Source organism: Chitinivibrionales bacterium (assembly GCA_014728215.1).
Taxonomy (GTDB): Bacteria; Fibrobacterota; Chitinivibrionia; order Chitinivibrionales; family WJKA01; genus WJKA01.
Map to the genome: position 1 here is coordinate 60,286 of WJLZ01000080.1, position 20,190 is coordinate 80,475.

At 45.2% G+C, this 20,190-nt stretch carries 14 protein-coding genes and 1 pseudogene; 13 read left to right on the forward strand and 2 right to left on the reverse strand.

Translation table 11 applies throughout. From position 1 onward, the window contains the following. Positions 1-113 precede the first annotated feature (113 nt). The 10 genes from GF401_05800 to galE all read left to right on the forward strand — a co-directional run bounded on the left by GF401_05800 (position 114) and on the right by galE (position 12,064). Positions 114-1,703, forward strand: coding sequence for a hypothetical protein (locus tag GF401_05800; protein MBD3344557.1), 1,590 nt, complete (start codon positions 114-116; stop codon positions 1,701-1,703). Between the two features lie 94 nt (positions 1,704-1,797). Further along, positions 1,798-4,122: a hypothetical protein gene (locus GF401_05805; protein ID MBD3344558.1), complete on the forward strand. Its 2,325-nt coding sequence runs from the start codon at positions 1,798-1,800 to the stop codon at positions 4,120-4,122. A gap of 84 nt (positions 4,123-4,206) precedes the next feature. After that, positions 4,207-4,800, forward strand: coding sequence for a phosphatase PAP2 family protein (locus GF401_05810; GenBank protein ID MBD3344559.1), 594 nt, complete (start codon positions 4,207-4,209; stop codon positions 4,798-4,800). A gap of 14 nt (positions 4,801-4,814) precedes the next feature. Next, entirely contained in the window at positions 4,815-5,708 is an 894-nt protein-coding gene (locus GF401_05815; protein ID MBD3344560.1) for a response regulator, read from the forward strand. A gap of 46 nt (positions 5,709-5,754) precedes the next feature. Then, positions 5,755-6,537 carry an adenosylmethionine decarboxylase gene (gene speD, locus GF401_05820; protein ID MBD3344561.1) on the forward strand — a complete coding sequence of 261 codons (783 nt, stop codon included), beginning with the start codon at positions 5,755-5,757 and terminating at the stop codon, positions 6,535-6,537. Between the two features lie 12 nt (positions 6,538-6,549). After that, positions 6,550-7,473 (forward strand): polyamine aminopropyltransferase, encoded by a 924-nt coding sequence (gene speE / locus GF401_05825; GenBank protein ID MBD3344562.1) that lies wholly within the window; start codon positions 6,550-6,552, stop codon positions 7,471-7,473. 59 nt (positions 7,474-7,532) lie between these two features. Next, entirely contained in the window at positions 7,533-8,633 is a 1,101-nt protein-coding gene (locus GF401_05830; GenBank protein ID MBD3344563.1) for a type III PLP-dependent enzyme, read from the forward strand. A gap of 20 nt (positions 8,634-8,653) precedes the next feature. Next, entirely contained in the window at positions 8,654-9,529 is an 876-nt protein-coding gene (speE, locus tag GF401_05835; GenBank protein ID MBD3344564.1) for a polyamine aminopropyltransferase, read from the forward strand. 18 nt (positions 9,530-9,547) lie between these two features. Beyond that, positions 9,548-11,038, forward strand: coding sequence for a S1 RNA-binding domain-containing protein (locus tag GF401_05840; protein ID MBD3344565.1), 1,491 nt, complete (start codon positions 9,548-9,550; stop codon positions 11,036-11,038). A gap of 42 nt (positions 11,039-11,080) precedes the next feature. Next, on the forward strand, positions 11,081-12,064 hold the full coding sequence (gene galE, locus GF401_05845) for a UDP-glucose 4-epimerase GalE (protein MBD3344566.1): 984 nt from the start codon (positions 11,081-11,083) through the stop codon (positions 12,062-12,064). Positions 12,065-12,128: 64 nt separating this feature from the next. Here galE and GF401_05850 read toward each other — a convergent pair whose 3' ends face one another. Next, positions 12,129-12,866 (reverse strand): hypothetical protein, encoded by a 738-nt coding sequence (locus GF401_05850; GenBank protein ID MBD3344567.1) that lies wholly within the window; start codon positions 12,864-12,866, stop codon positions 12,129-12,131. Positions 12,867-13,104: 238 nt separating this feature from the next. Between GF401_05850 and GF401_05855 the strand changes: the two genes are divergently transcribed. Next, a complete protein-coding gene (locus tag GF401_05855) occupies positions 13,105-13,863 on the forward strand; it encodes a hypothetical protein (protein MBD3344568.1) in 759 nt (252 codons plus the stop codon). 70 nt (positions 13,864-13,933) lie between these two features. On the opposite strand, the pseudogene GF401_05860 reads toward GF401_05855, so the two are convergent. Then, positions 13,934-15,032: pseudogene (locus GF401_05860) on the reverse strand (peptide chain release factor 2). Positions 15,033-15,406: 374 nt separating this feature from the next. Here GF401_05860 and GF401_05865 point away from each other — a divergent pair. Both GF401_05865 and GF401_05870 read left to right on the forward strand, forming a co-directional pair. Continuing rightward, positions 15,407-17,728 (forward strand): vitamin B12-dependent ribonucleotide reductase, encoded by a 2,322-nt coding sequence (locus tag GF401_05865; protein ID MBD3344569.1) that lies wholly within the window; start codon positions 15,407-15,409, stop codon positions 17,726-17,728. Between the two features lie 194 nt (positions 17,729-17,922). Further along, entirely contained in the window at positions 17,923-20,184 is a 2,262-nt protein-coding gene (locus tag GF401_05870) for an MMPL family transporter (GenBank protein MBD3344570.1), read from the forward strand. Positions 20,185-20,190 lie beyond the last annotated feature (6 nt).

The window sequence follows — 20,190 nt, forward strand, 5'->3', positions numbered from 1 at the left end:
ACAGGAGCGAGTGAAAAATAATTATGAGATAGAGAAGTCAAAAATATAATTTAATAATGGTATTGGGAGTGATTGATCGCTTTCATACACTAATTATATGAAGGAGTAGTTCCATGCGATGTGTCCTTTGGGTGCTTTTGTGTGCATGTGTGATTTTTGCAGATTTTTCCGATGATAAATTGACTCTAAATTCTTCCGCGGCTCGTCTGGGCGCCGGATGTCCTACCTTTTCGGCCATTAAAGGGTATAACAGTTATGATTTTGCGGGATCGCCCTTGGGGCTTTTGGAAAAGGGAAATACACTTCTGAAATTTGAGACAGGACATCGACTGGTCAATTTCGTGCTTGATGATGATCCCGACTCATTACTGTATAAATCAAACTCCTTCGCCTTGCCTTTTGTAACGGTGGGCAAACCCGGCATTTTTTATGCACAATTTCAGTATATCCCCCATAGTATGAAAGTAAAAGATAACGGCCGGCAGTATGAGCTGCCCCATTCACCATCTTTGCCCGACTCTGTGGCTTCCTACAAACTGCCGCTTCATCGATTCGGCGTTGCTCTTGCAGGGGGAACGACCAATGGCGTCTTTCGTATCGGGGCTAATTTCGACGGTTTTTACGGAGAGGAGGAGATCGCGGGGGGCGACAGCAAACGAGTAATTATGGGTTTCCGGAACCTCGGGTTGCATATCGGTTTTCAGTTGCACGATCTGTTGAGGATCGGATTCAAGGGGAGCGCCTCTGGGTATCTCGATACGTTGAATGACTTGGATAACGAGCGTGCTCGTAATGAAGACCGATACTGGAGCGGGCCCATACCAAGCATCGGTGGAAATATCGATTTCGGCGCCGATAATTTCCCCGTGCACAGCAACTTTGTCTTCAGTAAAGCGAGCTCGGACTTTATTTATGTCACAAAAGTCCGGGGCATTGGTATCAGGGAAGACGGCGATGAAGATCCCATCAGGGGCGATAGTCTTTTCTGGAAGTGGCAAACCCTGGTTTTGGTGGAAAAAAGCCGGTTTATCTTTCGCCCTTCTTTTTTATTCGGTTACTGGAGAAATGAATTGCAGCAATATGAGCCCGACGATGAGAATGATTTGCCCTGGAAACGGGGACGGGAAAGGACCGATACCACCTGGAAATACTCATCCTTCAATTTTGGTATCGGCGGCGGCGTGGAACTCAAAGAATACGGCCGTTTCCATTTTGAATATTCCTTTAAAAATTTAAAGCTGGCTTACGGGGATGCCTGGCCCGATTCGACGGATAAAAGGAGCGGGTATCCGCGGATCAGCGCCGGTATTCTTGGAAACATTCACGCCGTTCCCTTTCTGAATATTCCCCGGTCAATCGAGATCTTTGCCCGTCTCGGTTATTTATTTCAGAAAGAAAACGATCGCTTCAACACCTATCGGTCCGAAGAATTCGGTCTGGTCAACACCCGGGTTTCTCCCCTCTCACAATATCATCGCTATCTCTATTTTGATCCACTGTTCGGATGGGTCAAGGAGAATACAATTTCCCGTTTCAGCTTCGGACTGGGCGGGACTTTTCTCGACAGGATGTTTGAGGGAAACCTTTTTTGTGCCTTTCCGGTCAGGAAAACCGGCGAGGAAAAACATAAAGGTTTCGAGTTCGGAGTGGACCTTTCGTACCATTTACGGGTAGGGAGCTCCAAAGAAGAAGGGCAGGGATGATCGATGGGTTGAATGTGTTTGAGGCCTGCTCCCTGTAAACAGGCAAATTTACTTTTAGGCACAAGTATTTATAGCTCAAGTAAGGATGGAAGCCATGAAAAAAGATCAAACAGGAACTGTATTGTTGTGGTGTCTGGTGTGCTCTCTCGCCCTGGTAACAACGTGCGCATCACCCAAAGCTCCATACGAGCAGCACAGAAATGCTCAGATCGACACTGATAATTCGCTGATTTCACTTCCCGATTCTCTCGCTACCGAAAACTCTTATCAATGCACGGTTGCAGTCATTCTTCCGGATCTTATCGATAGCTTTCTGGTGCGACGGATGTTTAATGACACGGGTACATCGTTACTTGCGGCGGGTGCCGTTGCCGACAATCAATTCGTGTTTCCTCTTTTGGTAAATCAGTCGGGAGAATACGAGCTTCAGGTAGTAATCATAAAGGGCGACGCCTCCCGTGATTCGATTGTTTTTGAATTTTATGGGTACGGCAAGGATGTTGCCGGTTTTGATGAAAGCGGATTTTTGACTATCCTTTCGGATTCGATGCCGGTTTCCGAACAGAGCCGTGTATGCACGGCTGCGGTGTACTTTCCCGATTGTATCGACAGTTTTATTGTTCGGCGAATACACAACAATTTTTATGATACCCTCCTGGCCGAGGGGGCTGTAAATACCGAACATATACAATTTTCAACGGTATTGCCCTTGCCCGGAAAATACCGGTATACGGTTTACCTATCAAAGCAGATGGAAGAAGGTGATTCAACCTGGGTCCAGTGGGACAGCCTCTCAAAAACAGTCACAGCCATTTCGGATAATTCACCGTCAATTATCTCTTTTTCCTTAACAAAAGATTCTCTGGCCATTTTTGAGGAATATGCGTGTACGCTTGCGGTATCCTCGCCCGAACTGGTCGACAGCTTTGAGGCGGTGCTGCTGTATAATGAAGCGCATGCCGTAATCGCTCGGGGTAAAGTGTCGGATTCTCCGGTCACCTTTACGTTTCCTGTGGAATATGAGGGAGAATTTTTCCTGAAAGTCACAATTTATAACTACGACGGGACCGAAAAGCAGCAGATACAAACTCATACCGGTTATCGTATGTCTCCAATTGTGGAACCGGAGTCGACTTTTTATACTGTAAACCTTACCGGAAGTGTTGATGTCGCTTTTTTGGTATCCGATCCCGACGGCAATTTGTGGAGTTATACAACATGGATCGATTCGTCCGATTCTCTTGAGGGTCTCTTTTCTCTTGATAGAAGGGAAAGAGATACGGTGGTCCGGTCTGTTGACGGGAGCCGGATGGATACTTTTACGGTCCAGGCTGCAGTTATGGATGAAGACAGTCAGTGGAGTGAGATTGCCCGGTGTACGGTGGCGGTAATCGATACGATTCCTCCGCAGCTTTCTTTTGTCGGTATCGAGCCTTCTGCAAACGATACGCTGATTGAGGAACTTCCCTGTAGCCTGTTGGTGAGGGTTATGGATGATTCCCCTGTTGATTCGGTGAAACTGGAGGACGAACGCATGATTCTGGAGGGTGATTCGGCATTTATTAAAATTTCTTCCCTCGATTCAGGCAGCTTCGATTATAAGGTATATGCCTGGGACCGGGCCGGGAACATCGAAAGCCTGTCGGTTCGGATTGAGTATGAAGGTGCGGTGACGTATCCACCACAAATCAATACGGCCCGCTTGCAAAATCAGACAATTACCGAAAACGGTACTTTCGATACTCTGTTTCTCGATTCCTGCGTTTCAATCGATCCGCTTTCCGGGTATAGTGTTGATGATCTTACCTGGTCGATTACCGAGCAGGATTCCACATCGGGAGTTGAACATCACATTGATTCCGTCCTGCGAAAAATCCGGTTTACGGTTGCCGATTCCGAATGGAATGAAAGTGAAGCAATCTTTTTCACGGTCACTTCACCCGCCCTGCTCTCGGACAACAAAGCGATAACCTTTACCGTTGAGGGTATCAATGATGCTCCGGTTGTGAGGATCGATGATCAATCGGTGTATATCGATTCGGAGTTTGATTCAATTTATCTCGATTCTTCAACTTTTGACCCCGAAGATCTTCCATCTGAGCTTGAATGGAGCTACACGAAGGGCGATGTTTTTGAAGTCGACTCTGTTTTTGCATTGCAGTGTATTCCTCAAAAAGGAGATTTTGGCGGATCCTGCTTGTATTTTAGTTACTTTACCGGCAAAATACGCATTGCCTACCGAACTGATACGAGTATCGATTCCACAACCTGGACAGGGACCGATACCCTCTATTTCAGAGTCAGGGACAGCGAGGGCAAATGGTCGGTGAATACTCCTGTGACCTTCACGAAAACTAATTCGATAATCTTCGATCCTGTTTATCCTGTGGGGCCGGTTTTTCCGAAGCTCAGGAAGTAAGCGGTGAGTGAGGTTTTTTACCCCTTTTATAAAAGAGGGTGGTCCGGCTACACCGGCTATTATGTATTTTAAACATCCGTAATTATGCTTGATTTCTTTCTCTATATCGACCGTACTCTTTTTCTTTTTTTCAACAGTACTATTGCCAATCCTGTTTTTGATGTCATTTTTCCGATTATTACCAATGAAGAATTCTGGATAATTCCGGCGATTGTTGCCGCAATTTTTTTCATTCGCTTTGAAAAAAAGAAGGCTCTTCTGGTTATCGGGGCCATGCTCATTGCGGTTGCGATATCCGATCCGGTATGCTGCAGGATTCTTAAGCCATTGTTCGATCGTCCCAGGCCATGCCATCCCGAGGTGCTTCTTGAAGGAGGGCGTTTTTTGATGGGAAACAAGCGCTCACCATCGTTCCCCTCGGCCCATGCCATGAATATGTTTACCCAGGCAATGCTTCTTACAATGTTTTATCCTCGACGGTGGATCTGGTTTTTTCTTTTTGCCTCATTGATTGGTTTTTCGAGGATATATGTGGGCGTTCATTACCCTCTGGATGTTTTAGCAGGAGCTTTATTTGGGATTCTAACTGGATTTTTTGTATTTTCTGGCCTCACAATTATTAGTAACAAGATTCGTAGAATGCAGATTGCTTCAGGAAAACTGAAAAACCCCGGGTGAATTAAAGAATAACCATGCATAAAATTCTGATTGTCGATGACAGCAAAAATTTCTGTACCATGATGCAAGACTTTTTCAAGTTGAAGTATAATGTCGCTGTTGCTCATAGCGGTGAAGAGGCCCTGGAACGGTGCAGAAATGAATCCTTTGATATGGTTATTTCCGATATTAACATGCCCGGCATAAAAGGTCCCGAACTTCTGCAGCAGATCAAAGAAGCCTGGCCACAGATTCACACCATTTTAATAACCGCATACAGCATCGACAGCTACATTAATATTGCCAAAAAATTCAACATATCGAGTATCATGCCAAAAACGGTTCCATTTAATTTCACGGAACTCTTCACGATGGTTGATGGAATCCTGACCGGAAATATATTCGGTTTATCCCGCTATCTTCTTTCAGGCGCAGAGATCAACTCCAGTACTATCAAATCTTCCCGCGAATCCCGTCAGATAAGAGAATCGATTGTCGATCTGCTTTCCCTCAGGTTTGAGAGGGCATCGGATATGAAATTGTTGCTGGATGAAGCAATTACTAATGCGATTTACCATGCCCCCCGATGTCCCGATGGATCGCAAAAATATAGAGAGTTCACCGAAGTTGAACTCGAGCCGCACGAATTTGTTGCAATAGAATACGGATTCGATTCCGAAAAATATGGTGTTTCAGTCAGTGATAACCTTGGGAAACTGAAAAAAGAGACGGTATTGGAAAGAATAGACCGTCATACGGCAGGAGAAGGAATTATGGATGATTCCGGAAGGGGTATTCATATGAGCCGGCTGTTTGCGGATCGTATGTTTATCAATATACAGCCTGATATAAAAACGGAAGTTATTCTTATCAACTATATTTCAAAAAAGTATAAAGGTTATAAGCCCTTATACGTAAATGAATTGTAGCCTCTTAAACGCTATCAAAGGAACTGCACGATGAAGGGAGGTGGCCATGATCAACCGTTGTCGCGGTAAAAAGATCAAACTTGAAGGGTTCAATAACCTGACAAAATCATTGAGCTTTAATATATATGATATATGTTATGCCCGTTCCAAGGCGTCTCAGGAAGATTACATGAATTATATCGATGAAGCGTATAATTCCAAAAAGCTCCAGTCGATTGTCGAGGAAGTCTCCCGCATAATCCAGGCAAAAATTATCAATATGTCTACCCAGGACTACGATCCCCTGGGCGCCAGCGTTACTGTTTTGATCAACGAAGAAGGATTAATTCCTTCCGGCGCCGGTTCCGCAACCGCCCATCTTGATAAAAGTCATATAGCGATTCACACCTATCCCGAAACCAATTCCTACACGGGAATTTCCACCTTCAGGGTTGATGTCGATGTTTCGACGTGTGGAATGATTTCTCCTTTGCGCGCCCTCGATTTTCTTATTGACAGTTTTGAATCGGATATTGTTCTGATGGATTATAAAGTCCGCGGATTTACCCGTGATGTAAGGGGCAGAAAACTATATATCGATCATGATATCACCTCAATCCAGGAATATGTCTCCGATGAAATACTTTCCCGGTATATCGCCTATGATATTAATATTGTTTCGGATAATATTTTCCATACAAAGATGATGGCAAAACGATTCAAGCTTAATGATTACCTTTTCGGGCCGGACAGTGAAAATCTTTCATCTGCAACCAAGGCCAAGGTAAGAAAACTTCTCAAAAAAGAAATTCAGGAAATATTTGAGTGCCAGAATATTCACCAAGACTGAAAGGTATGCGGTATGACTCGGAAAAAAGATGAGAAAAGGGTATTTCATGAGCAGCTTAACGACAATTTCGGATTTTATTATACAATAAATGAGACCCTTTACCGTGGAAAGACCGCATTTCAGGATATTGAACTTGTCGATACCCCCGAATTCGGTAAGGTACTGTTGCTGGATAATATTACGCAGGTTGCAGAGAAAAATGATTATCAATACCATGAACCGATGGTACATCCGGCGCTGTGTTGCCATCCCAAGCCGCAGGATATTCTCGTTATCGGTGGCGGTGACGGTGGTATACTTAAAGAGGTTTTAAAATATCCAACGGTACGGAAAATTCATTTTGCGGAACTGGATAGTGATGTAGTCAATTTTTCCAAAAAGTATCTCTCTTCAATGAACAAGAATTCCTTTGACCAGCCCCGGGTACGGATGAATTTCACCGACGGCCGTGCGTTTGTTGAAAAAAGGAATAAGGAATTTGATGGGGTCATTATGGATATGACTGATCCCTTCGGACCGTCAAAAATGCTCTATACCAAAGAATTTTTCCAGGCGGTGAAACGATCGCTCAAGAATCCCCGGGGGGTTTTCGTTATGCATTCCGAGTCGCCGATAACCCGCCCGGTAGCATTTAATTGCATAAATAAAACATTAGGTAAAGTGTTTACTCATGTTAATATCGTATATATTTATATACAGATGTATGCTGTATTGTGGTCAATCGCTGTTTGTTCCGATGAAACCGATATTTCGAAGACAAAGGCAGCGGTAATAAACAGAAGGCTTGAGACGTATGGTATTACCAATAATAAGGTCTATACCGGAGCGACTCATCATGCTATGCTGGCGGCCTATCCTTATATCGAAGATATACTTAAAACACGGGCGCCGATCATTACTGACAGCAAACCGGATTTCCCCGACAGTCATATTTGATTCTGTTTCGGGGAGGTATCCGGCAGATTTTTCCTGCAAAAACGACGGTAACGGTACGTATGGATTATAAGCAGCTTCGGGACCTCGCGTTACATCATGAGACACCGGTACTCTTTTTGTCGAAAAACCGACTGAAAGCGAATTGTGATGCTCTTCATTCGGTGCTTCCGGGAGTCGATATTTATTATGCGGTAAAATCAAATTCGATTCCCGAAATACTCACGGTGTTGGCAGAGGAGAATATGTTCTTTGATGTCTGTACCAGCGGTGAAATTGAAGATGTCCAAGCTGCCGGAATTACCGGCGCGCGATGTCTTCATACGCATCCGGTAAAAACCGATCGTGAAATTAAAAATGCCCTGGATTTCGGGATTTCGCTGTTTGTGGCCGATAATGAGTATGAACTCAAAAAGCTGGTCCCTTATAAAGATACGCTGAAAGTGCTGATCCGATTGAGTATCCAGAATCCCGGATGTGTGGTAAACCTCTCTCATAAATTCGGTGTTGAGCCGGAAGCGGCCTTTGATCTCATTAAAGCTGCTCATGAGAGGGGGCTGATGGTTGAAGGGATCTGTTTTCATGTTGGTTCCCAGAACGAAAATTCGCTCAAATTCAATGAAGCCCTCGAATATTGCAGGGACATATGCCGCAAGGCGGCCTTAGCCGGTATTGTCCTTAAGATTATCGATATTGGAGGAGGGTTTCCCATCGATTATGTAACCAGTGCGGTTCCTCTGACAAAGTTCTGTCTCCCGGTTAACGAGTATCTGGAGCGATATTTTGCAGGATACCGGATAATCGCCGAGCCCGGCCGGTATATCAGCGGTACGTCCATGACGCTTGCAACAAGCATTATCGGCAAGTCATTGCGTAACGGGGTGTGGTGGTATTATCTTGACGATGGTGTGTATGGTTCGTTTTCCGGGAAGATATACGACCATGCCGATTACCCCATGATTGTTCCCCGGGAAGGAGAACGGTTTAGCTCGACACTTGCAGGACCGACCTGTGATTCGATTGATGTTATCTACGAAAACATTCCGCTTCCGGAACTTGAAATCGGCGACATTCTGCTTTTCGAGTCGATGGGGGCATATACAAATGCAAGCGCATCGAATTTTAACGGCTTTCCAAAAGCGAAAGTTGTCGTGATAGACTGAAGAGGTAGAGAGAAATCTTTATGAGTACTGAAATGAACTATCAACAGTCGGAGGGAACATCGATCTGGCTGGAAAATCTTGTTGACGGTACCGCCGGATTGAGAATTAAAACCCGTCAGGCGGTATCCTGTTCCGCAAGTCCGTTCCAGAAAATCGAGGTATTCGATACCTATGCATTCGGCCGGATACTCGTTCTCGGCGGGGTTATTGTTCTTACCGAAAAGGATGAGGGTATTTATCACGAAATGATTACCCATCCGGCCATGCTTATGCATTCGTCACCGGAGAACGTATGTATTATCGGCGGCGGTGACGGTGGTTGTTTGCGGGAAGTCCTGAAACATGATTGTGTTAAAAAAGCGACGGTTGTTGAAATCGACGAGCAGGTAAAGGAGACGGTTGCACAGTATTTTCCAGGTTTGGCCGAGGGATTTTCCGACGCCAGGACCGAAATCATTGTTCGTGACGGGTTCGATTATTTAAACAATTCGGATGAGAAGTACGATATAATAATTGTCGATTCTTATGATCCCGGCGGACCGGTGCAATCGCTCGAGACTGCCTCATTCTTTGCGGTTGCCGCAGAACGGCTTAATAAAAAGGGTGTCGCGGTGTTTCAGACCGATTCTCCCGTACGCCGCGGGGATTTTTTCAGACAGGCCGCCCGCAATATCGCATCATACTTTACGGTATCACAACCCTATCTTTGTATGGCGCCGTCATTCCCGGGAGGAATATGCAGTTTTGTTATTGGCGCCGGCGATAATGTTGCTGTTTCCGGATTCAATCGTGAACGATATAATGCACTTGCCGGTACATGTTGCTATTATAACGAAAAGGTGCATTCCGGAGCATTTTTACTTCCAGAAAATATAGCAAAGTTACTTGAGTTATAAATTAGCGAGGACGAAATTATGAATGAAAAGAAACACGATGATTTTTTTGATGAAGGCAAAGAGAAGCAGAGTCCCCAGCAGGACCTGATGGATCTTATTGAGAAGCAAGACAGGAAATCCACGGCAAAAACTTTTTCAAAGGGTGACAAAGTCTCCGGTCCGGTGATCAAACTCGGAAGTGAATATGCATTTCTGGACATCGGCGCTAAAAATGATGCGGTCATGAAGGTGGATGAATTGAAAGACGAGAGTGGCGAAGTGCCGGTCAAGGAAGGAGATACGATTGAAGGATATATTATCTCCGACAGTGAGGGAGAGATTGTTGTCAGTCGTTCTCTTGCCGGTTATAGCGGCAGCATCGCGGATCTGAGAAATGCGATGAATTCAAGAATGCCGGTCCAGGGGAAGGTCACCGGCGTCAATAAAGGCGGCTTGAATGTTAAGATTATGGGAAAGCGTGCGTTCTGCCCTGTTTCCCGGATCGATGTCAAATATGTTGAGGACGTTAATTCCTATTTAGGAAAAACAATGTCTTTTGTTATCACACAGATTACCGAAGGTGGCCGGAATATTGTTGTCTCGAGAATACCGCTTCTTGAACAGGACCTTGAAAAGGCGCTCGATAAACTCGCTGCCGATGCAGGAACCGGGACCGTCTATACCGGAACGATTACGCGCATAACAAAGTTCGGGCTCTTCGTAGATCTTGGTCCTGCTGAAGGGCTTGTTCATATTTCCGAAGTTTCGTGGGACCGGGCAGAGAAACTCGAGGAATCATTCGTTCCCGGACAGAAAATCGAATGTGTTATCCTGGGTGTTGAGAAAAAGAAACGGCTTCAGGATACGAAAATATCACTTTCAATCAAACAGGTGCAGGAAAATCCCTGGGAACAGGTTGCAAAAACATATTCTGTCGGTTCGCAGGTCCATGGAGAAGTCACCCGCCTGACCGATTTTGGCGCCTTTGTAAAACTGACGCCCGGTATTGAGGGACTGGTGCATGTCTCGGAAATGGCGTGGGGTAAACGGGTGCGACATCCTAAAGATGTCCTTTCGGAGGGACAGCAGGTAAAAGTAACCGTTTTGAGGATTGATGAAAATAAGAGAGAGATATCCCTGACACTCAAGGATGTGGATTCAGATCCCTGGAAAAATATTACCGTCCAGTTTCCTGTGGGGAGTATTGCAAAGGGTACTGTTGCAAGCCGGACAAAATACGGATATTTCATCGATTTGACCGAAGAGATTACCGGCTTGTTGCCGAACAGTAATATCGGGGCGAATAAAAAAGGATCGATCAAGGTAGGCGATGAAATTGAGGTGCGTATCCAAAGCATCGATCTGGAACGGCGGCGGATATCACTGTCCTATGGAATCGAACATACTGAAGAGAATGCCCAAGAAATGGAAAAATTTATGAAAGAGCAGAAGAAAAGGCCCGCGGCGTCTTCAAAATCCTCATCGGAATTCGGTGAAGCCCTGCGCGCAGCGCTGACAAAGAAAAAATAGCAAGACCCGGGGCAAAAATTCCTGAAAAGAAAGGCAAAAACGATGAATGTTCTGGTTGTTGGTGGTGCTGGTTATATCGGAAGTCATGTCGCCCGGGCATTTTTGGATTCCGGCCATACCGTTACCGTCTATGATAATCTCAGTCTCGGTTGCCGGGAAAATCTGTTTGATGATGCTGCCTTTGTTGAAGGCGATATTCTCGATTATGACCTTCTGTGCTCCACGATGAAACAGGGTTTTGACGGCCTCATTCATCTGGCGGCGTTCAAGGCTGCCGGTGAATCCATGATTGTGCCGGAAAAATATGCAACAAATAATATCAGTGGGACTGTTTCGTTGTTAAATGCCGCTATGGCAAGGGGGGTAAACAATATCGTGTTCTCTTCTTCCGCGGCCGTCTATGGAGACCAGCAATATCTTCCCGTGGATGAAAATCATCCGGTTATGCCGGAGAACTTTTACGGCTACACCAAATTGGAAATCGAACGGATGCTCGAGTGGTATTCCCGCTTGAAAGGAATGCATTATGCCGCGCTTCGCTATTTTAATGCGACAGGGTACGATCATAAGGGAAGAATAACCGGGCTGGAAAAGAACCCGGCGAATCTTCTTCCGATTATCATGGAGGTGGCGGTCGGTCTGCGAAAAGAGCTTCAGATTTTTGGTGATGATTATTCCACCGGGGACGGCACCTGTATTCGTGATTATATTCACGTCAGCGATCTTGCTCATGCTCATGTAAAGGCCCTGGAGTATATCACGGAAAAGGCCAATAATCTAATCGTTAATCTCGGCAGTGAAACCGGTGTCAGTGTCAAGACCATGGTCGATGTCGCCCGGAAAATCACCGGAACACCGGTGCCGGCAAATGTTGTCGCCCGCAGACCGGGCGATCCCGAAAAACTGATCGCTTCATCACAAAAAGCATTCGAACTGCTCGGATGGAAAGCCCGGTACAGCGATGTCGAATCGATTATCGAAAGCACCTGGAATGTCTACCGGAAAAACTTTAATCAGGAAAAATAAGAGCGCACCGGTTAAAGCCGGGGCCTGACGTTTTTTTAATACCCCGATTCATCTTTAGGCTTTTCTACCACCTGAAAATCATCGATGACGATGCTGATTTGTAAAGCGAGCGCACCAGGGGGGGAGCATAGAACCGCCGGGCGAATTCGTTGATATCCTTATCACCCTGCTCCCTTTTGAAAATTGAATAGAGAATCGGTCGTTTCGTGGTATTTGCACCGATTCGTTCGAAGAGAAGGTTCCCTCTATTGTCCCAGATTTGAAGGTGAAATTTTGTTTGGGCCGCGTAGGAAACCGGACGGGAATAATGGCCTTCACCGTATTTATCATTACGCCATCCTCTGGGTTGTGCCACCCGGTGCTGGATACAGCATGAGTAGGGAAAGGCGACAAGGTCGACTTTGTACTTTTTCGTAAGCTGATATATGTAAAAGGAGATGCTGTCGAAATGGGTCGTATCGTTTTTTAAAAAGGATGCCCGTTTTTCAAACAATTTTCCGATGGAATCGCCGAGTGAATCCGACTGGTGGATTTGAAAATGCTTTCCAAGCTCAAAAGGTACCAGGCCGTTGAGCGCTTCCAGAAAAAAGGAGTCGGCAAACTGGGTGTCGGGGTGAATTCTGGTATTATCAAAGTATTCGGTTATGATTTGCTGCAGTGGAATATAAAGAACTGTGGCAGTGGAATCGGAGAGGATATCATGATTATTGTGCACATACACCATCGTCGACCTGTTGGCGCAAAAGGATAGCAGGACCGGAACAATAATAAGGGCGATTTTGATAGAATGTCTCAAATACATGAATTGAATTTATTGTGACAGGCTGATTTTTTCTGTGGTTAAAAAAATACTATGAGGCACAAACCCATCGTGCTCTTTACATCATTATATATTGCCGGAGCAACAGGAGCAAGAAAAAGGTCGACACGTTAATTGAAAATAGTATTGGTACGGTTAAAATAAACTATATATTTTATTTCCAGTGCCTTTGCGCTTTTCTCATGATTTTTTTTTCGAGTTTTCCCTATAGGGGGGTTTTATGAAAAATCTTGTAATTACCATTGGAGTTATTGTTGTTGTTGGGATAGGTGCTCTGGTATACCTGAAAACCCGTCCATCCCATCTTGAGATTGCACAAAGCGCCCAGAGCCGGGCGGCATACAGCGAAGCACTCGCTCTTTATATCGAAGCAGTATTTGAATCTTCACCGAAAAGAGAATTGCCCGATAAGAATAAAGCCAAAGTGGCAAGCGAAAACGAATGGCGAAATAAGATTGCCGATTACATTGCCTGGGTATCATCGAGTCCTGAAGATGTCCCGGATAACTATTATGCTGCGGTACAGGGAATTGCGCAGTGTACATCGCTTGTGCCCAGCCAAAATTTTATGGTTGAGCAGAAAAAGAAATCTGCAGTGCTTGAGGGATTTAAAATCTGGTGGAAGAAAGCGTTTTTCCCTGAAATGGTTACCATGCCCGAAAATCATATACCTCTCATAGAAAAAACCCTGAATGAAAATATGTCTTTCGTAAATATCTCTTCGAGCAGAAATTACACCTACTCCGGATGTCTTCTGGATTATAACTCGGCAAAGCGGACCGATTTTCATCTGTATGCCGATAATAATATTCAGCTCCTGGCGAAACCGGGGGATTACCTTCTTTTGTGCAAGAGTTCGGCCAGATTTCCTTCAGGACAGGTGTGGGAGTCGCGATATAGTGTTCTTCCGGTCACCATCCCCGACACTTCATCGGTTGTTTCATTCACGCTCCAGACAAGGGTGAGCAGAGAAAAGTAAAAATTGGAATGGTGGAGTAGTGGAGGGATGGGTAAACATTCATCCAGGAATCACTCCAGCACTCCAATTCTTATTCGTATTCCAGCAGATAACTTTCGATAAACATATCGATATCGCCGTCCAGGACTGCCGTGGCATTTGATGTTTCGGTATTGGTACGGTGGTCTTTGACCATATTGTAGGGATGGAGCACATAGGATCTGATCTGGCTGCCCCATTCGATTTTCTTTTTCTTTGCCATTTTTTCCTGACGGTTTTTATCTTCTTCTTCTTTGAAGTGCTGCCGGACCCGTGCTTTTAGTATTCGCAGTGCGGTAGCGCGGTTTTTTATCTGTGACCGTTCATTTTGGCATTGAACGATAATGCCGGTGGGGACATGGGTCATTCTCACTGCAGAATCGGTTTTATTAATATGCTGTCCGCCGGCGCCGCTGGCCCGGTAAGTATCGACCCGTATCTCGTTTTCGTCAAGATTGAAGTCATCGGTTTCTTCGATGAGCGGATAGGAGTAAACTGAAGCAAAAGAGGTGTGGCGACGGCTGTTGGAATCGAAGGGAGAGATACGGACCAGGCGGTGTACGCCGCATTCCACCTTGAGATGACCATAAACATAATCCCCCTGAACTTCCATCATAACACTTTTTAACCCGGCTTCATCGCCGGGCAGGGAGTCCAGAATGGTGTACTTGAATCCTTTTTTTTCAATCCACCGGCAATACATCCTGAACAGCATTTCACACCAGTCACAGCTTTCGGTCCCGCCGGCGCCGCTGTGAATACTCACTATCGCAGGAGAAGCATCATCCTCTCCGCCGAGTTTGCGCAAAAATTCAAGCCTGTCAATCGCCTTCTCGATGTCTCCTGCAGAAGCGGTAAGCTCCTCCAGCGAACTTTGGTCATCGTCTTCCAGAGATATCTCATACAGCTCCAGAGCATCTTCACATTCCCGGTTAACACTCTCCCAGGAATCTACATGCTTTTTCAGATCTTTGATCCGTTTTGATACGTTCTGAGCATTTTTGGTATCGTTCCAGAAATCATTTTCCGCAGATTGTGCCTCAAGTTTTGCTAATTCTTCTTTTTTGGCGTCAATATCAAAGATACCCCCTGAGATTATCAATCCGCTTTTTCATTTCTTTTATCTGGTCGAGTTCAAGAATTTCAGCCATAATTTTCTCCCTTTTTATCGAAAATATCAACTAATGCACTTTTGTCCCATAATATACATTAAGTATTTGTTACTAAATTATTTATTGGAGATTTGAATCGCCGGCCAAACCCCAAAACCTGCCGCTTTTAAGCAAAGATTATACCATATATTGTATTGTTTTTTGTTATATCGCTTGACTTTATTTTTCGGTGGTCATATATTTCAAACATTCAAAATACAATATGTAGGGGGTTGGCCGGTTCCAGAAAATATACCGGCCTTAGGGTACGTAAACTTTCAAGCACCAGGGAGAAAAATATGGCGCCATATACGTCGTCTGCTGCAAAAAATATCACGGGTTCTGTACAGTCAGTAGTTCAAGAGGAAAAAGGTATGAAAAAAGCGGGTAATCAGAGTGGGTTAAAGGAAAAACTGACGAAGAAAAAAGCGCCTCTTACCTCAAATGCGCGGACGGTTCTTCAGAAGCGTTATTTGAGAAAGGATGATTCCGGTAATGTGGTTGAAGAGCCGGAGGATATGTTTTTCAGAGTGGCGGAGAATATTGCAAAGGCGGAAAAAACCTATGATCCCAAGGCGAATACGCTCCTGTGGACCGAAAAATACTACAATATGATGGTTGATCTCGATTTTCTTCCCAATTCACCCACGCTCATGAATGCAGGAAGAGAGCTTCAGCAGTTGTCGGCCTGTTTTGTCCTGCCGGTCGGGGATTCAATGCAGGATATTTTTAATTCCGTAAAAAATACGGCGTTGATTCACAAAAGCGGTGGTGGAACCGGTTTTTCATTTTCCAGTATCCGTCCGAAAAACGATATGGTCAAGTCTACCAAAGGGATATCCAGCGGTCCTCTTTCCTTCATGCGGGTTTTTGATACGGCGACGGAAACGGTCAAACAGGGTGGCACCCGACGGGGTGCAAACATGGGGATTTTAGAGTGCACTCACCCCGAAATACTCGATTTTATTGAAACAAAAGAGAATGACGGCATTCTCTCCAATTTTAATATCTCGGTCGGTATTAATGATGAGTTTATGAAAGCGCTCAAGAAAGATGATGAATATCCTTTGCGCAACCCCCGAACCGGAGAGATCGTGGGACATCAGAAGGCGTCGAAAGTGTTCAAGCGCATTGTCGAACTTGCCTGGAAAAACGGCGAGCCGGGAGTTGTCTTTCTGGACAAAATCAATGAGCATAACCCGACTCCCCACGTGGGCAGGATGGAAAGTACCAATCCCTGCGGTGAACAACCGCTTCTTCCCTACGAATCGTGCAATCTCGGATCAATCAATCTCTCCCACATGATTGTCGAAGAGAATGGAGAGAAGAAGGTCGATTATGCAAAGCTGGGAGAAATAACCAAGGCTGCAGTACGATTTCTTGATAATGTTATCGACATGAACAAGTACCCTCTTCCGGAAATCGACAACATGACAAAGAGTAATCGCAAGGTGGGGCTTGGGGTGATGGGATTTGCCGATATGCTGATTGAGTTCGGCATACCCTATAATTCACATGCCGCGGCAAACCTTGCCGAAGAAATTATGCGGTTTATCCAGGAAGAAGGACGAAAATACAGCGCCTATCTGGCCCAGGAACGGGGGACGTTTCCCAACTTTAAAGGTTCCATCTACGATAAGGCCGACGGCATGAAGGTCCGCAATGCGACGGTGACAACAGTTGCTCCTACCGGAACCCTGAGTATGATTGCAAGCTGTTCGAGCGGTATCGAGCCGATTTTCGCTATCGTATACGAGAAAAATGTCCTCGACCAGCATCTTCTCGATGTCCACCCCACTTTCGAGGGGATAGCCAGGGAAGAGGGCTTTTATTCCGAAGAATTCATGAAAATGGTTGCGGAATCGGGAAGTCTCAACAAGGTTTACGGTATTCCCAAGAGAATCAGAGATCTTTTTGTTACCGCCCACGATATCGAACCTCGCTGGCATATTACTCTTCAGGCGGCCTTTCAGAAATATACCGATAATGCGGTATCGAAAACCGTTAATTTCAGAAATAATGCGACTGTTGCCGATGTTGAAGAGGTTTTTCGCTATGCCTACGAGCTGGGCTGCAAAGGGGTAACTGTCTACCGTGATGGTTCCCGGGCCGGACAGGTTATTACCTCGGGCAAGGGTGGTGCTCACTTGTCAAGTGAGGGTGTTGTTCTCGGCGGCGCCATTACACCACGGCCCCGTCCGAATATTACCCGGGGACGAACCTATAAAACAAAAACCGGATGTGGGAATCTGTATGTTAATGTTAATTATGATCAGGCAGGATTGTGCGAAGTCTTTACTCAGATGGGGAAATCGGGCGGATGTGCTGCTTCCAATTCCGAAGCGGTTGCGCGGATGATTTCCCTTGCCTTGCGCTCGGGGGTAGAACCCAAAGCTATTGTCGAGCAGTTACGGGGAATCCGGTGCCCTGTTCCTACCTGGAACGAGGGAGAAATGATTCTCTCTTGTGTTGATGCAATCGGAAGAATACTCGAGAAAGCGCTGAACGACCTGCCAAGCACCCAAATCCCACTTACGGCCGGTATCGCGGCAGCATTGCCCGATACTGCGACAAAACAGAAAAAGGGTTTTGCGAACATCGGCCTCTGTCCCCAATGCCCTGAATGTGGCGGGATGATGGAGCATGAAGGCGGGTGTGCAATCTGCAAGGCCTGTGGTTTTTCAAAATGCCTCTGATTGTATTTCTGTCGTAATATCAATTTTGTATCTCATCATCAACGGAGAGACAGGCTTATCCTGTTTCTCCGTTGATGTTTCCCTTCAGGTATTTTTATCCCGGCAAAATAATCGAATTTTCATGCAACCCCCGTCCGGATAATTATTTTTAGTTTTGCCGAATTTTTTTTATCAGTTTATAAGTACAACATGTAATGAAATCAAAATCCCGATCGATCATCGCTTTCATACTCAAATATCGTCTGGCTGTATTATCGATAATTGCGGCACTTACCCTTGTGCTCGGATATTTTGCCTCTCAGGTCCGGGTTGATAACGACATTACCAAAGCCATTCCTGATGATCTTCCCGAAAAAATCGATTACCGAAAACTCAACAAAACATTTCCTTCGCCTCGTTCCGTTCTCTTTTTAGCGGAATTCAATGGCTTGGGCCTGCAAGAAAAGATCGATTCCGTCTCTGCCTGGGCCGGAGAATTCGGTGAAATCGAGGGAGTAATAAGGGTCGTTCATCTGGGATCGATACAGGTTCCCATGAAAGGTGGGTTTTTTGGCGTCAAAACCGGCCATATTGTTCCCCCGGATCGGGAAATCAGCAAAAAAGAATTGCGTCGGCGGATATTTGATAACAGAGAGTTTACCCAGGCGCTGATTTCAGATGATGAATCGGTTTTCTGCATGGTTTTTCCCCTTGATCCCGAGGCTAACCAGGATAAGTTACTCCATGCCGTAATAAAGTATGCAGATCAACTGGATACCCTCTCCCATGTCGAAGTTCATCTGACCGGAGCCCCTGTTCATATCCATTATATTGACGGGGCAATGAAAAAGGATTTTTCGATTCTTTTGCCCATTTCACTTATTCTCGTATTTATCCTCCTGTACTGGGTCCTTAAAAGGGTCCTCTATGTTTTTGCATCGCTTGCGGTTATATGCATTTCGCTGATATGGACGTTCGGAATCATGGGGATTATGGGAAATCCTTTCACGGTGGTGACTTCAGTCATACCGGTTATTCTGTTTCCTATCGGCGTAGCCGGAGCAATTCATGTTGTCAAAACATTTGTCCGGTTTTGCTCCGAGAAGCGTGGAGATATCAGCGAAATGCTTCAGGATACCTATTCGGAACTCATGAAACCGATTTTTCTTTCTGCGGTCACCACCAGTGCCGCCTTTGCATCTTTTGGTTTTTCGGCAAACTTATGGACCAGAATGTTCGGGATTTATACCTCAATAGGAGTAGCTTTCGCCCTCCTTTTGACAATAATACTTCTCCCCATATTTATCTCCTTCGGCCGCATTCCAACTCGGGCGCCGCTGGAAAAAGCCGAAAAAAAGGCTGTAAAAAGCGATCTGTGGCATCGATATTTCGATACCTTTATTGTCTCGAAAAACTGGCTGTTTTTATTGGCGATCATCGCAGTCGTCGCCGCTGTCGGGTTTTTCCGGGTAAAGGTCGAACATAATTATATCGCCATGTTTCCTCAGGATAGTGAGGTGCGGAAGTCCGATTCGCTTGTTGCCCGGTATCTCGGCGGTACCAGATTCTTTTCGGTCACGTTGGAGCATAAAGAGAAAAAGTTAAACACAGAAGAAGAGTGGGCGACAGTCCAGGCTATTGTCGATTACCTCGAAAAGCAGCGGGGAGTAGGATCTGTTTCATCTCTTTTACCTTTAATTAACAAGGTCAGCCACCTGATTAGTAATGAAGAAATCTCCCAAGCGGCATTGGCGCTGCTTTTAAGATCGAAAAGCCTTTTCAGCAAGAGTCTGAACAATTATCTGGACAGCTGGATTACATCCGACAGAACACGGACAAAGATCGATCTCGCATGTAGAAACATTTCCGGCCTTCGATATTCAGAAATGGCTGATGATATCCGTAATCATATCGAAAAGAACTATCCGTCATGGGACGTTAAGGTTGCCGGCCCTGCAATACTGAATGATGCAATGATTAATATTTTAATTAATACTCAGATTACATCGCTCATTATTACCTTTGTTTCGATTCTCATTATTTTGTGCATTATTTTCAGATCGGTTGCAACCGGTTTCTCCGCGACTATACCGATCGTTTTATCGACGCTCTTTGTTTATTCGCTCATGGGGGTATTCGGGGTGACGATCAATTCGGTGACCGTCATAATAGTCAATACCTGCATTGGAATCGGTATCGACTATTCGATTCATTTTGTGGCAGGATACCGGTTTGTGCGAAAAGAGTACGATAGCCGTCTTGATGCGCTTCTTGCGACGGTCCGTAATAAAGGAATGGTTATCATTTTTAATACGCTGATTGTGGGTGTCGGATTCCTGGTTCTGGGGATTTCGAGTTTTCCACCGATCAAGCATTTCGGTATGTTTACTTTTATTTCCATGGCAACCAGTTGTATCTTTGCACTTGTTTTTTTGCCGGTTTTCCTCAAACAATTTGGAAACATTATCGACAAATAACGGTTT

What these genes read in the sequence shown, in the direction of transcription:
- GF401_05800 (MBD3344557.1), top strand. Translation starts at nt 114, where the DNA reads ATGCGATGTGTCCTTTGGGTGCTTTTGTGTGCATGTGTGATTTTTGCA.
- GF401_05805 (MBD3344558.1), top strand. Translation starts at nt 1,798, where the DNA reads ATGAAAAAAGATCAAACAGGAACTGTATTGTTGTGGTGTCTGGTGTGC.
- GF401_05810 (MBD3344559.1), top strand. Translation starts at nt 4,207, where the DNA reads ATGCTTGATTTCTTTCTCTATATCGACCGTACTCTTTTTCTTTTTTTC.
- GF401_05815 (MBD3344560.1), top strand. Translation starts at nt 4,815, where the DNA reads ATGCATAAAATTCTGATTGTCGATGACAGCAAAAATTTCTGTACCATG.
- speD (MBD3344561.1), top strand. Translation starts at nt 5,755, where the DNA reads ATGATCAACCGTTGTCGCGGTAAAAAGATCAAACTTGAAGGGTTCAAT.
- speE (MBD3344562.1), top strand. Translation starts at nt 6,550, where the DNA reads ATGACTCGGAAAAAAGATGAGAAAAGGGTATTTCATGAGCAGCTTAAC.
- GF401_05830 (MBD3344563.1), top strand. Translation starts at nt 7,533, where the DNA reads ATGGATTATAAGCAGCTTCGGGACCTCGCGTTACATCATGAGACACCG.
- speE (MBD3344564.1), top strand. Translation starts at nt 8,654, where the DNA reads ATGAGTACTGAAATGAACTATCAACAGTCGGAGGGAACATCGATCTGG.
- GF401_05840 (MBD3344565.1), top strand. Translation starts at nt 9,548, where the DNA reads ATGAATGAAAAGAAACACGATGATTTTTTTGATGAAGGCAAAGAGAAG.
- galE (MBD3344566.1), top strand. Translation starts at nt 11,081, where the DNA reads ATGAATGTTCTGGTTGTTGGTGGTGCTGGTTATATCGGAAGTCATGTC.
- GF401_05850 (MBD3344567.1), bottom strand. Translation starts at nt 12,866, where the DNA reads ATGTATTTGAGACATTCTATCAAAATCGCCCTTATTATTGTTCCGGTC.
- GF401_05855 (MBD3344568.1), top strand. Translation starts at nt 13,105, where the DNA reads ATGAAAAATCTTGTAATTACCATTGGAGTTATTGTTGTTGTTGGGATA.
- GF401_05865 (MBD3344569.1), top strand. Translation starts at nt 15,407, where the DNA reads ATGAAAAAAGCGGGTAATCAGAGTGGGTTAAAGGAAAAACTGACGAAG.
- GF401_05870 (MBD3344570.1), top strand. Translation starts at nt 17,923, where the DNA reads ATGAAATCAAAATCCCGATCGATCATCGCTTTCATACTCAAATATCGT.